Source organism: Shinella sp. BE166 (assembly GCF_051201095.1).
GTDB lineage: Bacteria > Pseudomonadota > Alphaproteobacteria > Rhizobiales > Rhizobiaceae > Shinella > Shinella lacus.
The window spans coordinates 400,899-416,226 of the sequence record NZ_JBPEHL010000004.1; the positions used below are offsets into that span (position 1 = coordinate 400,899).

12 protein-coding genes are annotated in these 15,328 nt (G+C 64.5%); 6 read left to right on the top strand and 6 right to left on the bottom strand.

Going from position 1 to position 15,328, the window contains the following annotated elements:
• Window positions 1-138: 138 nt before the first annotated feature.
• The 4 genes from xylA to J2Y63_RS12680 all read right to left on the bottom strand — a co-directional run bounded on the left by xylA (window position 139) and on the right by J2Y63_RS12680 (window position 5,190).
• Window positions 139-1,449 (bottom strand): xylose isomerase, encoded by a 1,311-nt coding sequence (gene xylA / locus J2Y63_RS12665; RefSeq protein ID WP_435266346.1) that lies wholly within the window; start codon window positions 1,447-1,449, stop codon window positions 139-141.
• 29 nt (window positions 1,450-1,478) lie between these two features.
• Window positions 1,479-2,933: a xylulokinase gene (gene xylB, locus J2Y63_RS12670; RefSeq protein ID WP_435266347.1), complete on the bottom strand. Its 1,455-nt coding sequence runs from the start codon at window positions 2,931-2,933 to the stop codon at window positions 1,479-1,481.
• A gap of 11 nt (window positions 2,934-2,944) precedes the next feature.
• On the bottom strand, window positions 2,945-3,988 hold the full coding sequence (locus tag J2Y63_RS12675) for a LacI family DNA-binding transcriptional regulator (RefSeq protein ID WP_435266348.1): 1,044 nt from the start codon (window positions 3,986-3,988) through the stop codon (window positions 2,945-2,947).
• A gap of 89 nt (window positions 3,989-4,077) precedes the next feature.
• The gene (locus J2Y63_RS12680; protein WP_435266349.1) at window positions 4,078-5,190 is read right to left on the bottom strand and encodes a metallophosphoesterase; all 1,113 of its coding nucleotides are present in this window, start codon (window positions 5,188-5,190) and stop codon (window positions 4,078-4,080) included.
• 129 nt (window positions 5,191-5,319) lie between these two features.
• Here J2Y63_RS12680 and J2Y63_RS12685 point away from each other — a divergent pair, with 129 nt between their 5' ends.
• Entirely contained in the window at window positions 5,320-6,204 is an 885-nt protein-coding gene (locus J2Y63_RS12685; RefSeq protein WP_435266350.1) for a PhzF family phenazine biosynthesis protein, read from the top strand.
• A gap of 2 nt (window positions 6,205-6,206) precedes the next feature.
• Here the strand turns inward: J2Y63_RS12685 and J2Y63_RS12690 are convergent, their stop codons facing one another.
• On the bottom strand, window positions 6,207-7,799 hold the full coding sequence (locus J2Y63_RS12690) for a DHA2 family efflux MFS transporter permease subunit (protein ID WP_435266351.1): 1,593 nt from the start codon (window positions 7,797-7,799) through the stop codon (window positions 6,207-6,209).
• Between the two features lie 27 nt (window positions 7,800-7,826).
• A complete protein-coding gene (locus J2Y63_RS12695; RefSeq protein WP_435266352.1) occupies window positions 7,827-9,029 on the bottom strand; it encodes an HlyD family secretion protein in 1,203 nt (400 codons plus the stop codon).
• 147 nt (window positions 9,030-9,176) lie between these two features.
• On the opposite strand from J2Y63_RS12695, the gene J2Y63_RS12700 reads away from it, so the two are divergent.
• From J2Y63_RS12700 to gltX, 5 genes are all read left to right on the top strand, one after another.
• Window positions 9,177-9,836 (top strand): TetR/AcrR family transcriptional regulator C-terminal domain-containing protein, encoded by a 660-nt coding sequence (locus tag J2Y63_RS12700; RefSeq protein WP_435266353.1) that lies wholly within the window; start codon window positions 9,177-9,179, stop codon window positions 9,834-9,836.
• 73 nt (window positions 9,837-9,909) lie between these two features.
• A complete protein-coding gene (locus tag J2Y63_RS12705) occupies window positions 9,910-10,764 on the top strand; it encodes an AraC family transcriptional regulator (RefSeq protein ID WP_435266568.1) in 855 nt (284 codons plus the stop codon).
• Between the two features lie 98 nt (window positions 10,765-10,862).
• Window positions 10,863-11,615, top strand: coding sequence for a TerC family protein (locus J2Y63_RS12710; protein WP_435266354.1), 753 nt, complete (start codon window positions 10,863-10,865; stop codon window positions 11,613-11,615).
• A 330-nt stretch (window positions 11,616-11,945) separates the two neighbouring features.
• A complete protein-coding gene (locus J2Y63_RS12715; RefSeq protein WP_435266355.1) occupies window positions 11,946-13,718 on the top strand; it encodes an SLC13 family permease in 1,773 nt (590 codons plus the stop codon).
• A 131-nt stretch (window positions 13,719-13,849) separates the two neighbouring features.
• Window positions 13,850-15,319: a glutamate--tRNA ligase gene (gene gltX / locus J2Y63_RS12720; RefSeq protein WP_435266356.1), complete on the top strand. Its 1,470-nt coding sequence runs from the start codon at window positions 13,850-13,852 to the stop codon at window positions 15,317-15,319.
• Window positions 15,320-15,328: the final 9 nt, after the last annotated feature.

Below are 15,328 nucleotides of genomic sequence, written 5' to 3' on the forward strand. Positions count from 1 at the left end.
AACACACCAATATATACGAAGGTCGTAGGAAACTCATTTTACGACGGCAAAAGTATAACTCACCTTACGTGAGGCATGACTTCGCAAACAAAAAGGGCGCCGGAAGGCGCCCTCTTGTTATCGTCGGGAAGTGTTCGGTCAGACGTAGCGGTTGACCACGTTTTCCAGAAGCTCCTGCTTGCCGGAGCGCGGCTCCGGGTTGATGCCGTCCTTGAGCACGTATGCTTCCAGCGCTTCCAGCGAGGAGCCGCCGGACAGGATCTTTTGCGCCTCGGGCTTCTGCCAGCCGGCATAACGATCGGCGAGCGGCGCGGAGAGCGCCTTGTCCTCGATCATCTTCGCCGCCGCCCGTAGGCCGCGTGCGCAGCAATCCATGCCACCGATATGGCCGATCAACAGGTCCGCCGGGTCGATCGACTGGCGTCGCAGCTTGGCGTCGAAATTGGTTCCGCCCGACGTGAAACCACCGCCGGCGAGGACCTGGTAGTAGGCCAGCGCCATTTCCGGCACGTTGTTGGGGAACTGGTCGGTGTCCCAACCGGACTGGTAGTCGTTGCGGTTCATGTCGATCGAACCGAAGACGCCGAGTGCGTTGGCGAGCGCCAGCTCATGCTCGAAAGAATGGCCGGCGAGAATGGCGTGGCCCTGCTCGATGTTGAGCTTCACCTCGTTCTCAAGGCCATACTTCTTGAGGAAGCCGTAGACGGTTGCGACGTCGTAGTCGTACTGGTGCTTGGTCGGCTCCTGCGGCTTCGGCTCGATGAGGATTGCGCCCTTGAAGCCGATCTTGTGCTTGTATTCGACGACCATGTTGACGAAGCGGCCGAGCTGGTCGAGCTCCTGGCCGATATTGGTGTTGAGCAGGGTCTCGTAACCTTCGCGGCCGCCCCACAGCACGTAATTGTCGCCGCCGAGGCGATGGGTGGCGTCGATGCAGGTCTTTACCGTCGCGGCTCCAAAAGCGAAGACGTCTGGATCGGGGTTCGTCGCCGCACCGCCCATGTAGCGGCGGTTGGAGAAGAGGTTGGCGGTGCCCCAGAGCAGCTTGACGCCGGTCTCGGCCTGCTTCTTCTCGAAATAGTCGATGATCTCGTTGAGGTTCCTGGTGTTCTCGACGAAATCCTTGCCTTCCGGCCGCACGTCGGCGTCGTGGAAGCAGTAGAAGGGCACGCCGAGCAGCTGGAAGAATTCGAAGGCGACGTCAGCCTTCAGCTTCGCCGCCTGGATCGAATCCTCGAACCACGGGCGCTGGAAGGTCTGCCCGCCGAAGGGATCGCCGCCCGGCCAGACGAAGGTGTGCCAATAGGCGACGGCGAAACGCAGGTGGTCTTCCATCCGCTTGCCGAGCACGATCTCGTTGGGATTGTAGTGGCGGAAGGCGAGCGGATTGGTGCTCTCCGGGCCTTCATATTTGATCTTGGGCGTATCGCCGAAGAAGCCGGTGGCCATGAGTGGTCTCCTTTGGTGTGTTTGTTTGATCAGTAGGCGGCGCGGATCGCCGGGTAGAGGCGGCGGTAGCGCTGGTAGGCGTCCTCATAGGCGGCTGTCAGCGCCGTCTCGGGTTCGATGGTCTCGGCTGTCGCCGGTGTGCTGCACACGGCGACCGGGTCGGCACCCGTCGCGGCGATGAGGCCGAGGCGTGCGGCGCCGAAAGCGGCACCGAAATCGCCGTCCGCCGGCAGGTCGACGGGAAAGTCGAGCGCCGTGGCAATGGATTTCAGCCAGTAGCGCGAACGCGACCCGCCACCGATGGCGGTGACGCGGGAAAGCTGCGTGCCGGCGGATTTCAGCGCTTCCAGGCTGTCGCGGATGGCGAAGGACACGCCTTCCAGCACCGCCTGCGTCAGCACCGCACGGCCGCTTTCATGGCCGAGGCCGAGAAAGGCGCCGCGGATCGCCGCGTCATTGTGCGGCGTGCGTTCGCCCGAGAGATAGGGCAGGAAGGTGACGCCGGATGGCGCCTTGAGCGTCTCGCCGAGTTCCCCGGTGAGATCGGCGGCGGAGGCGCCGGTGACGCGCGAATGCCAGTTCAGCGCGTCGGTGGCCGAGAGGATGACGCCCATCTGGTGCCAGGTGTTGGGCAGCGCGTGGCAGAAGGCGTGCACGGCGCTTTCCGGGTTCGGCAGGTATGTCGCATTGGCTGCGAAGAGCACACCGGAGGTGCCGAGCGAGACGAAGGCCGCGCCCTCGCGCACCGTGCCCATGCCGCAGGCCGAGGCCGCATTGTCCCCTGCTCCGCCGGCAACGACGATGCCCTCGCCAAGCCCCCATTTCGCGGCGAGCTCCGGCCGCAGGGTGCCGGCGGCGTCGGTGCCTTCGACGAGCGTCGGCATCTGGCGCTCCTCGAGCCCGGTCGCGGCAAGCAAGTCGCCGGACCATTTGCGGGCACCCGTATCGAGCCAGGAGGTGCCGGCGGAATCCGACATTTCCGACATGTGTTCACCGGTGAGCCAGACGCGCAAGAAGTCCTTCGGCAACAGGACCCAGCGGATTTTGGCGAAGAGATCCGGCTCGTTCGCCTTCACCCAGGCGAGTTTTGGCGCGGTGAAACCGGGGAAGACGATGTTGCCGGTGATCTTGCGGAAACGCGGATCGGCATCGAGCGCCGCGGCCTCGCGGTGGCTGCGCGTGTCGTTCCACATGATGCAGGGGCGCAGCACCTTGTCCTCGCCGTCGAGCAGGGTCGCGCCGTGCATGTGGCCGGAAAGGCCGATGCCGCGCACGGCTGCCAGCTCCACGGGGTGGGCGGCGCGCAGGCCGGCGATCGCCTCCTCCGTCGCGCGAATCCAGTCGGCCGGGTCCTGTTCCGACCAGCCGGCATGCGGGCGCCTGGTCGTCACCTCCTTGCTGGAGGCGGAGCCGATGACCGCCTGGTCGGCGTCGATCAGCATGGCCTTGACGCCGGACGTGCCGAGGTCGATCCCGAGATACATGGTGTTGCTCCCTAGTTGTTATCGTCCTCGTCCGGGCCGGCCGGGAGGTTGTCCTTGATGAAGATGTCGAGGCGGATGCGCTCCTGCGCGGCAATGACCGGCAGGCCGTCCGCCTTGGCGCGCAGCACGCGGATGGCGCTGCGCACCTCGTGGCCGGCATCCTGGTTGAGCACGGCGTCAATGATGCCGGTTTCGAGGGCTGCGCGGGTGTGGGCCGTCAGCTCGTGGGCGATGACGCAGAGATCCGTCCTGTCGGCGAGGGCCGCGACGAGGCCCTGGTTGCCGGCGCCGAGGCTGTAGATGCCGGCGAGATCCGGGGTCGATTCCAGGCAGCCGGAAACCAGCGACAGCGACAGTTTCGGATCGTCCTGTCCTTCCAGCACCGGCAGCACCGCGCGGCCAACCGGCATGTCCGCGATGGTGGCAAGGAAGCCGTCGAGGCGTTCGCGGTGGTCGCGCACGCGCATCGAGCCGGCGAGTACGGCGACAGGGCCTGGACGGTTGCCGAGGAAACGGCCCATCAGGCTGCCGGCGGTGCGGCCGGCGGCGACGTTATCGACGCCGACAAAATGATCGCAGCCGGAATTTGCAAGATCGGAGACGAGCGTGACGACAGGAACGCCGGCCGCGTGCGCCCGGCCGATCGCCGCCGCAACCTCCGGCGCATCGACCGCGACGGCGGCGATGCCGGAGACCTGCTCGGCGACTGCTGCATCGATCGCGGCGACCAGCGCCGCGGCATCGAAGGCCGGCACCGGGACCACGGAAAGCCGCGTGCGCTCGGCCGCCGAATGAAAGCCGGCGCGCCGAACCTCCGCCTCCAGCCCGCGCATGAAGGGGTTGTCACCGGCAGGCAAGATGAAGACGAGCGGATAGACGCGGCTCTTCGCCAGGTTCGCCGCCGCCACGTCGCGCACATAGCCGAGGGTCGCGATGGCCGCCTCGACCTTGGCCTTCGTCACGCCGCGCACACCCGGCCGGTCGTTCAGAACGCGGTCGACCGTCGCAAGGCTGACGCCCGCCGTATCGGCAATATCGTGAACCGTGGGTCTCATCTCTCCTCCGTGCGGAGACCCTTTAGAGGAATTTTTGATGTACGTAAATCAGAAATTTTCACGCGGAGGATTCATGCGCATTTTTCGCTTTAGAGGCGCTTGCTGAACGCGTGGGTGAAGACGACGTCGCCCGGATTCTGTCCCGCATGGGCGAGCGCGACATCCATGGCGGCGTCGGTGATGTGGACGAGCGCGAAGCCGCCGAGGAAGGTCGCGATGGGCTTGAAGATATCGTAGCCCTCGCGGTTGTAGATCATCGGCGTCGGATGTTCGTGGCCGTGGAAGATGCCGACGACATTGTGGTTTTTCAGCGTGGCGATGAGGCCCGCGCGCTCCTCGTCGCTCCACCAGTGCGCCGGGCCGGCGCCATGCGGATCGAAGGTCTTTGCTGCCGGGTCCCAGTGCTCCGTGGAAAACTGGTCCCAGCCGTAATGCTGGAAGAGCACGACCGGCCGGCCATCCGCGGCGTAGGTGGCGAGGTCCTGTTGGAGCCAGGGCAGGCCGCTGATTGCGCCCTTCGTGTCGTCGCCGCCGAAACGCTGGAGCTGCACGAGATGCAGCCCGCCCCAATCCCAGGAGTAGTTGTCGGAATCGATGTCGTAGTTCGTCACCGGCACCGGCGCCTTGTAGAACACGGTCGAGCGGTGGTTCAGCTCTACATAGTCGCGCAATTCGCGGCGATACCAGTCGAGATGCGGCGGCGCGCCGTCCTGGTCGAGATCGTGATTGCCGAGGCCGTTATAGACGGGATAGTGCACGCGGTCCGGGCCGGTGCCCTGCTGGTAGCGGCTGGCGAATTGCTGGAGCTGGCGCCCCTCGCCCGGCACCTTCACCTGCCCGCCGCCGTCATCCGTCATGTCGCCGCCGAGCACGAGGCCGAGCGGCGTGGCGATCCGCGTGCCGGCGCTGGCAAGGCCGGATGGCTTGCCGTCGATCTCCGCCGGCCAGACAAGACCGCCGACGGCGTTCACCGCCGCGACATGCCGGAGCAGCGCCGCATCCGTCTTGCCCTCATCCGCACAATTGGGGCTGAGGCTGTCGGCCGAGACGAGGCAGGCATGCACGTCGCAGGAGAAGAGAAATGTCGCATCCGTCGCCGGCCGGGCGGTCTGCGCCAGAAGGGGCATGCGGGGCAAGGCGAAGGAAAGGCCGAGGCCGGCGGCCCCGGTCAGGAGATGGCGGCGGGTGGGCTGGAAGGGCATGCGGATCTCCGGCGCAAACTGATCCCCCGCATTTTGAGGCAGGATGGCGCCGGCGTACAGAGGCCGAACGATGTAGCCTTGAGCGATGCCTTCCGACTTGTTACCACCAAGCTTTCAGGGAGGCGGATGATGAAGCTGCGTTTTCACACGGTCGATGTGTTCACCCGGACCCGGTTCGGCGGCAATCCGCTCGCCGTCGTGCTCGATGCCGATGGCCTGACCGGCGAAGAGATGCAGATGGTCGCCCGGGAGTTCAACTATTCCGAGACGAGCTTCGTGCTGCGCCCGAAAGACGGCCGGCATACGGCGCATGTGCGCATCTTCACGCCGACCGTCGAGGTGCCCTTCGCCGGCCATCCCAATGTCGGCACCGCCTATGTGCTGGCGGCAATGGAAGAGGCCGGACCGGTGGAGGAATTCGTCTTCGAGGAGGCGGCGGGGCTCGTGCGGGCGCAGATCCTTCGCGAAGACGGCGAGGTCGACCAGGTTCAATTGACCGCGCCGCAGCCGCTGTCCGTTGGGCGCAGCACCGCGCCCGAAAGCGTTGCCGCCTGCCTGTCGCTCTCGGAGGCGGATATCGCGCTCGGCCTGCACCAGCCCTGCATCGCCTCGGTCGGCCTGCCGTTCATCGTCGTCGAAATCGCCACGCGCGAGGCCCTGCAGCGCGCCAAGCCGGACCTCTCGGCCTTTTCCGCCATCCTGCCGGCGGATGGTGCCGATGCCATCTATCTTTACTGCCGGGAACGGCGGGAAGACGACGGCACGGTGGATTTCACCGCCCGCATGTTCGCGCCCTTCGACGGCCTGCCGGAGGACCCCGCAACGGGAAGTGCCACGGCGGCAGCCTGCGCGCTGATCGCCAGCCTGGAGGGCGGCATGCCGCGGCGTTTCCAGGTGGCGCAGGGCATCGACATGCAGCGGCCGAGCCTGCTCTCCGTCGAGGTCGTCGACCGGGACACCGTCCGCATCGGCGGCGCCTGCGTGCCGGTGATGAGCGGGACGCTGAGCGTTTAGGATCAGTGCCCGCCGCCACCGCCGCCGACGGCCTGGGGTTTCTTGATGATGAAGGCGCAAAACACGAGGGAACCGAACAGCACCGTCAGCAGCACGAAGACATCCGCGAAGGACAGGATCGTCGCCTGCCGCTGCACGAGGCCGGCCATCTTCTGGATGGCGATGGTCGCACCATCGAGGCCGTGCGACGTATAGGTCGCCGCCATGTTGCGCATCTGGTCCATGGCTTCCGGATTGCCCCACTGCACATGCTCGGAGAGCCGGGCGTAATGCTCCTGCTGGCGCTGGGTGAGGATCGTGTTGATGATGGCGAGCCCCACGGCACCGCCGAGGTTGCGCGTCAGGTTGAACACGCCGGAGGCACCGCGAACCTTGTCCGGCGACAACGTTCCAAGCGCGACATTGTTGATCGGCACCATGCAGATCATCAGGCCGAAACCGCGCAGGATCTGCGGTACGAGTAACTCGTAGAAATCCCAGTCCACCGTGAGGCTGCTCATGATCCAGGTGCCGTAGGAGAAGCTCGCGAAACCGATCATCATCATGAACCGCGGGTCCATGCGGCTCGACAGCGCCCCGGCAATGGGCGCGGTGAAGAACATGGTGAGGCCGCTGACGAACATGGTCTCGCCGATCATCAGCGAATCATAGCCGCGGATGCGCCCGAGGTAGAGCGGATAGATATAGGTGAGCCCATAAAGGCCGATGCCCATGACGAAGGAGAACAGCGAGCCGAAGGCGAAATTCCGGTTGGAAAAGGCGCGCAGGTCCACCACCGGAAACTCGACCGAGAAGACCCGGTAGAAGAAGATCAACCCGCCGATCACCGAGGCGACGGCGCCAAGGACAATGTGCTCGTCGTTGAACCAGTCGTTGGCATTGCCCTCTTCGAGCACATATTCCAGCGCGCCGAGGAAGACGGCCATGGCGGCAAGGCCGAACCAGTCGAACTTCTTCATCAGCGAAAGCTGCGGCTTGTCGAAATCGATGAAGTTCCAGGTCACGATCGTCACGATGATGCCGGGAACGATGTTGACGAGGAACAGCCAGTGCCAGGAAAAGGCGTGGCTGAGATAACCGCCGACCGTCGGGCCGATCGTCGGCGCCAGCGTTGCGACAAGGCCGATCATCGGCGAGACGACGCTGCGCTTCGACGGCGGGAAAATGGTGAAGGCGGCCGCGAAGACCGAGGGGATCATGCCGCCGCCAATGAACCCCTGGATGGCGCGGTAGACGATCATCTGGTCGATGTTCGTGGCGGTGGCGGCGAGCGCGCTTGCAGCGGTGAAGCCGGCCGCGGACACGGCAAACAGCACGCGGGTCGAGACGATGCGCGCGAGCGTGCCCGACAGCGGGATCATGATGACCTCCGCGATCAGGTAGGAGGTCTGGACCCAGCCGATTTCGTCCGTGCCCGCGCTTAGGCCGGCCTGGATTTCGGCAAGCGAGGCGGAGACGATCTGTATGTCGAGGATCGACATGAACATGCCGAAGACCATCGCGAAGAACGCGATGACGCGGCGGACGGGAACCCTGTCGGATTGGGCGGGCGCCGCCGCAATCGCGCCGGCTGTGGGTTGAGCGGTCGCGGCCATGGCCCGCGCTCCTTTGCTGGATGAAGCCTATTCGGCCTTCGCGGCGACCGCCGTCGAAGTCGGCGCCGTACGGCTGTCGACGTCGACGACCACGCTCAGGCCCGCCCTGAGATTGCCCGTGTCCAGCGCCTCCTTGGGGATGGCGATACGGACGGGCACGCGCTGCGTGACCTTGGTGAAGTTGCCCGTGGCGTTTTCCGCCGGCAGCAGCGAGAAGACGGAACCGGATGCCGGCGCAATCGAATCCACCGTGCCGAGAATGTCGTCGTCCTCATAGGCATCGACATGCAGGTGCACCTTGGAGCCCGGCACAAGATGGGCGATCTGCGTTTCCTTGAAATTCGCCTCGACATAGAGATCGCGCACCGGAACGAGTGCCGCAAGCCGCTGGCCGGCCGAGACGAGATCGCCGACCTGCACCGCGATATTGCCGACGACGCCGTCATAGGGCGCCTTGAGCACGGTGAAGCCGAGGTCGCGCTCCGCCTTGTCGCGGGCGAGTTCCAGCGAGCGGACTTCGCTTTCGGATTCGTTGCGCTGCGCCTGGAGCACGGCAATGCTCGCCTTCGCGGCAACGATATTGGCATCCGCGCCGACGAGATTGGCCTTGGCCTGGTCGAGCGCGACGGTGGCGCTGTCGAGCGAGGCCGTGGTGCCGACCGCCTTGGCGTTCAGCTCCTTGGCGCGATTTTCGGCGACTTCGGCACCGCTGAGCGCTGCCTGATAGGCCGTCTTCTGGGCCTCCGCCTGGGCGAGGCTCGCCTTGGCGCCCTCGATCTGCGCGTCGATGCGGTCGAGCGCCAGCTTCTGCGTCGCGATCTGGGCTTCGGCCTGTTCCTTGGCGAGGCGGTAGTCGCCGTTGTCGAGCGTCACCAGCGGATCGCCGGCCTTGACGGCCTGGTTGGCGACAACGTTCACGACCTCGACATAACCGGAGACCTTCGGAGAAATGGAGGCGATGTCGCCCTCGATATAGGCGTCGTCCGTCGAGATCATGAAGCGGCCGTTCGTCCACCATTCGTGGCCATACCAGCTACCGGCGGCAACGAGCACGAGGCCGAGGAGCGGCAGCACGAAACGGCGGCTGCTCTTTTTCTTCTCGGGCTGGGCGACGGTGGCGGCAGGGGCCGCTTCGGCCGTCGTCACCGGCCGCGCCTCTGCGGTTTCGGCCTGGAAATCATCATTGACCGGACGAACCTTTGCCGTGCCGGCGCCATGGGTAGTCGACATGGACGTGCCACCATCTCTGGGATAAAAATTCCGAACTGAACCGTTCGGTTCGATTTGACATAGTCTTCTTTCTCGCGCATATCAAGAGGAAATCGAACCACCCGGTTCGAAATAGTTTACACCAGGTTGCGAGCACGGAAAACGGAGATGCAGACGACGGACGAAAAACTGGCCGCCCCGCAGACGGGCCGCCGCGTCGCCGGCGAGGACCCCGCCAAGCGCGAGCAGATCCTCGACGGGGCGAAACGCGTGTTCATGGAACAGGGTTTCGAGGCCGCCAGCATGAACGACATCACGCGCGCGGCCGGCGTCTCGAAGGGCACGATCTACGTCTATTTCGAGAACAAGGAAGACCTGTTCGGCGACATGATCGAGCGCGAGCGCCGGAAACTGACAGAAACCGTGCGCCATGCGCTGGACAGCGACCAGCCGCTCGACAAGGCGCTGCACGATTTCGGCATGCTCTTCGCCACCCATATGACGGCGGACCAGACGATCCGCGCAATGCGCATGGTGATCGCGGCCAACCATCGCCTGCCAAAACTCTGTAGCCGCTTCTTTTCCGCCTCGGCGATCAATCCGGTCTCCGTGCTGCAGGATTATCTCGACCGGCAGGTCGCCGCCGGCATCGTCGTGTCGGACGACACCGCGCAGGCCGCCAAGCAGTTCATCGAGCTCACCACGGTCGGCCTCTTCAAGCCGCGCATCTTCGGCTCCATGGAAGACGTGCCGCCGCGGGCCACAATCGAGAAGAATGTCGCTTCGGCCATCCGGGTTTTCCTCGCCGCCTATGGTGCGAAGGCTTAAAAGCGCAACCGCGATCAAGTGACGAGCATCCGGGGACGCCATAAGATGGCTGTCCATGAGGAGCGACACGTCCATGCATCCCGTTGCCAAGGCCATCTGGTTCATCGAAAGCCATTTCGGCCGCACCATCGCGCTCTCCGAAATCGCCGCGATGGCCGGCATGTCGCGCCATCACCTGTCGCGGCGCTTCGGCGAGATGACCGGCCAGAACCTCCACCGCTATCTGCGCGCCCGCCGCCTTTCCGAGGCGGCCCGCCAGCTTGCCGCGGGTGCCGAGGATATCCTGGCGGTGGCGCTCGATGCCGGCTACGGCTCCCATGAGGCATTCACCCGCGCCTTCCGCGAGGCGTTCGGCCTGACGCCGGAAGCCCTGCGCGCGAAGGGCGACCTCACCGGCCTCGCGCTTCAGGAGCCTATCCGCATGTCCGCCATCGAAAAGACCGACCTTCCCGCCCCGCGCATCGAAACGCTGGATGCCTTCACCATCACTGGCCTCGCCGCCGATTTCGCGCCCGGCAAGGCCGCCGGCATTCCGGCGCTGTGGCAGAAGTTCAATGACTATTTCGGCCACATCCCGGGCCAGGTCGACAAGACCGCCTACGGCCTCTGCACCATGCTGGGGGATGGCAAGGCCGGCTTCCGCTATCTCGCCGGCGCCCGCGTCTCGACGGACGACGACCTCCCGGCGGAATTCGAGACGCTCACCATGCCGGCGCAGACCTGGGCGATCTTCCAGCACCAGGGCCATGTCAACGGCATTCCGGCGACGGTCGATGCCGCGTTCCGCACCTGGCTGCCGGCTTCCGGCCGCACGGTGGGCGCGTTTCCGGACGTGCTCGAATTCTACGGCGAGGATTTCGACCCGGAAACCGGGCTCGGACGGGTGGAAATCTGGCTTCCGCTCGCCGATCGGATGACGAATCCGTGAAATCCGCACAGAGCGTGGCCGGCCTGCTTGCCAGCGGTTGAAATCTGCATAAATACGGGAGGCCATTCTCAAAACGTATTCATGGAGAGGAAGACCGGATGGACAGTATTCTTGCACTCATGCAAGACCCGGCCGCCTGGATTGCGCTCATCACGCTGATTGTGATGGAAGTCGTTCTCGGCATCGACAACCTTATCTTCATCTCGATCCTGACGAACAAGCTGCCGCCTGAACACCGGGTTCAGGCGCGGCGCATCGGCATCGGGCTCGCACTGATCATGCGTCTCGGGCTGCTCGGCACCATCGCCTGGATCGTCCAGCTGACCACCCCGGTCTTCGAGGCCTTCGGCCACGGATTCTCGTGGAAGGACATGATCCTGATTGCCGGTGGTCTCTTCCTCGTCTGGAAGGCGACGAAGGAGATCCACCACAATGTCGACCCCGTCGACCACAAGGAAGACATGGTGGGCGGCGCCGTCGCATCGTCGTTTACGGCGGCGATCGGCCAAATCCTGCTGCTCGACCTCGTCTTCTCGGTCGACAGCATCATCACCGCCGTCGGCATGACGCCGCATCTGCCGATCATGGTGGTTGCCGTCGTCGTGGCCGTCGCGGTCATGCTGCTGGCCGCCAACCCGCTCGCCAACTTCATCGAGAAGAACCCGACGATCGTCATGCTGGCGCTCGCCTTCCTCCTGATGATCGGCACGACGCTGATTGCCGAAGGCATGGGCTTCCACGTACCGAAGGGCTACGTCTACGCCGCCATGACCTTCTCGGCCCTCGTCGAGATCCTGAACATGGTCTCGCGGCGCGCGCGCCAGAAGAAACAGGGCACCACCACCCACTAAAGACAAAACCGGCGGGACCATCATCCCGCCGGTTCTTTTTGAATTGTATCGAAGACGGGACGTTCTTTTTGAATTGTATCGAAGACGGGACGGACGGGTTGGGAGCTCGTCTGCCGTTTCGTTGGCCACGGGAAGAAACCGGAAAAATCCCCGTGTTCTCCATCCCCGCCGCGTCCGGTTGACACGACCCGCCTTCTCTTGGAAAAGCGTTGGACGGGCGCATGGTTCCGCTAAAATTGACGAATGGTTTTCGTCGTTTAACGGTGGAACCGAGAGGGCCCTGACGGAATTCATGTCGAGCATCGTCCTGCCGCACGGGCCATTAACAGTATGACAATTGAGCAGACCTTCGCCTTCGTCGTCATCGGCCTGATGATGGCGGCGTTCATCTGGGGACGGTTTCGCTACGACCTTGTCGCCTGCTGTTCGCTGCTGCTGGCGCTGGCGCTCGGCATCGTGCCCTTCGAGAAGGCATTCTCCGGTTTCAGCGACGATATCGTCATCATCGTCGGTAGCGCGTTAATGGTAAGCGCCGCCGTCGCGCGCTCCGGCATCGTCAATCTCGCGGTCAAGCGCTTCTTTCCGACCCTCACCGAACGACGCGCCCAGCTTGCGTTGCTGCTCGTCTCGGTGGCGGTGCTGTCGGCCTTCATCAAGAATATCGGCGCTCTCGCCATCATGATGCCGCTCGCCTTCCAGTTCGCCAAGAAATCCCGCACGCCGGCCTCGAAATTCCTGATGCCCATGGCCTTTGCCGCGCTGCTCGGCGGCCTGATGACCCAGATCGGCACCTCGCCGAACATCGTCGTCTCGCGGCTGCGGGAAGAAATCACCGGCACAAGCTTCACCATGTTCGATTTCACCCCGGTCGGTGCGGTCCTCACTGTCTGCGGTATCCTCTTCATGCTGTTCTTCAACCGCATCGTGCCGGAGCGGGAAAACAGCAGCGCCAGCATCGAAGAATCGCTGGAGGCGGCCGCCTATTCCTCCGACGCCACAGTGGAGGAAGGTTCTCCCTCGGTCGGCAAGTCCCTGAACGAAATCCTGAAGAACGGTGACGGCGAAGTGATTGCCACCGCCATCATCCGCGGCCATGTCCACCTGGCACCGCTGCCGGACGTGCGGCTTGCCGTCAACGACACGATCCTGATGGAAGGCACGGCCGGGGCGCTCGACAAGGTGGTATCCGCCACGGGCCTGACGCTCTCCGGCAAACCGATCCGCGCCGGACGGGGCGAAGAGGGCGAGATCAGCGCCATCGAGGCCGTCGTCGGCAATGACAGCCGCCTCATCGACATTTCGGCGCGCAGCATCGCGCTGTTCCACTCTTACGGTATCAACCTGCTCGCGGTCAGCCGGCAAGGCCAGCGCCTGCGCGAAAAACTCTCCGAAGTGCGGCTTCGCCCGGGTGACATGATCGTGCTCCAGGGCAACAACCGCACGCTGCCAACCTTGTTGCCGGAACTCGGCCTGCTTCCGCTTGCCCAGCGCGAAATCCTGTTGGGCGCACCCCGCCGGGCGATCATCCCCGTGCTGATCCTGATCGCCGCCATGGCTTCGACCGCGCTCGGCCTCGTGCCGGTCGCGACCGGCTTCTTCGCCGCCGCCGTTGCCATGGTGCTGTTCAAGGCCGTGCCGTTGCGCGAGGCCTATACCGCACTCGACGGGCCGATCCTCGTCATGCTCGCCGCCCTCATCCCCGTCTCCGACAGCCTGCGCACGACCGGCGCCAGCGAACTCATCGCCGGCTGGCTCGGCGATGTTGCCGTGCATCTGCCGCCCTTCGGAGCGCTTGCCCTCATCCTGCTCACCGCTATGGCGGTGACACCATTTCTCAACAATGCCGCGACCGTGCTCGTCATGGCGCCGATCGCCGCCAGTTTCGCCGGTGCGCTCGGCTATCGGCCGGAGGCCTTCCTGATGGCAGTGGCGATCGGCGCGGGCTGCGACTTCCTCACCCCCGTCGGCCACCAGTGCAACACGCTGGTCATGGGGCCGGGCGGCTACAAGTTCGCCGATTATCCGCGCGTCGGCCTGCCGCTTTCCTTCCTGATCGTCATCGTCAGCGTGCCGACGCTGCTCGCCGTCTGGCCGGTCAAGTAACGCTGGCGGAGTTTTTCTTGACGCGCCGGGCTGAATATGGTCTCAACCCAGCCCAACGGAAAGCCTCTTTCCGCCGTTTAAAACGGCACAAAACCGGGCTCTCCCTCCCATAAGTCAAGACGGGCCATATCATGAGCACTTCCGCAACCGCCTCCGGCGTTCGCGTACGCATCGCACCCTCCCCGACCGGCGAGCCGCATGTCGGCACTGCCTATATCGCGCTCTTCAACTATCTCTTCGCGAAGAAGCACAACGGCACCTTCATCCTGCGCATCGAGGATACGGACGCCACGCGCTCCACGCCGGAATTCGAGCAGAAGGTGCTGGACGCGCTGAAATGGTGCGGGCTGGAATGGTCGGAAGGCCCGGATATCGGCGGCCCCTATGGCCCTTACCGCCAGTCCGACCGCAAGGACATGTACCGTCCTTACGTCGACAAGATCGTCGCCAACGGCCACGGCTTCAAGTGTTTCTGCACGCCCGAGCGGCTGGCCGAAATGCGCGAAGCCCAGCGCGCCGCCGGCAAGCCGCCGAAATATGACGGCCTCTGCCTGCACATTTCCGCGGAAGAAGTCACGCGCCGCGTCGATGCCGGCGAGCCGCATGTCGTGCGCATGAAGATCCCGACCGAGGGCTCCTGCAAGTTCGTCGACGGCGTCTATGGCCCGGTCGAAATCCCGTGGGATGCCGTCGACATGCAGGTCCTGCTCAAGGCCGACGGCATGCCGACCTATCACATGGCGAATGTGGTCGACGACCACCTGATGAAGATCACCCATGTCGCGCGCGGCGAGGAGTGGCTCGCCTCGGTGCCGAAGCACATCCTCATCTATCAATATCTCGGCCTCGAACCGCCGATCTTCATGCACCTGTCGCTGATGCGCAATCACGACAAGTCGAAGCTGTCCAAGCGCAAGAACCCGACCTCGATCTCCTACTATTCCGCGCTCGGCTACCTGCCGGAAGCGCTGATGAACTTCCTGGGCCTGTTCTTCATCCAGATCGCCGAGGGCGAAGAGCTCCTGACCATGGAGCAGCTCGCCGAAAAGTTCGACCCGGAAAACCTCTCCAAGGCCGGCGCGATCTTCGACATCCAGAAGCTCGACTGGCTGAACGGCCGCTGGCTGCGCGAGCAGCTGACGGAAGAGGAATTCACGGCCCGCGTGCTGAACTGGGCGATGGAAAACGACCGCATCCGCCAGGGCCTGAAACTCTCGCAATCGCGTATCTCCAAGCTCGGCGAACTGCCCGATCTCACCGGCTTCCTGCTGAAGTCGGATCTCGGCCTGACGCCGGAGGCCTTCGCCAAGGTGAAATCCACGCCGGAAGAAATCCTCGAAGTGCTGAACCAGGTCCAGCCGGACCTCGAAAAGATGCCGGAATGGACGGTCGAGAGCATCGAGGCGGAACTGCGCGCCAGCGCCGACAGGCTCGGCAAGAAGCTCAAGGTCGTGGTGGCCCCGCTCTTCGTCGCCGTCTCCGGCTCGTCGCGCTCGCTGCCGCTGTTCGATTCGATGGCGATCCTCGGCCGCTCGGTCGTGCGCCAGCGCCTGAAGATTGCGTCGCAGGTCGTCGCGTCGATGGTCGGTAGCGGAAAGTAAGGACAAGAA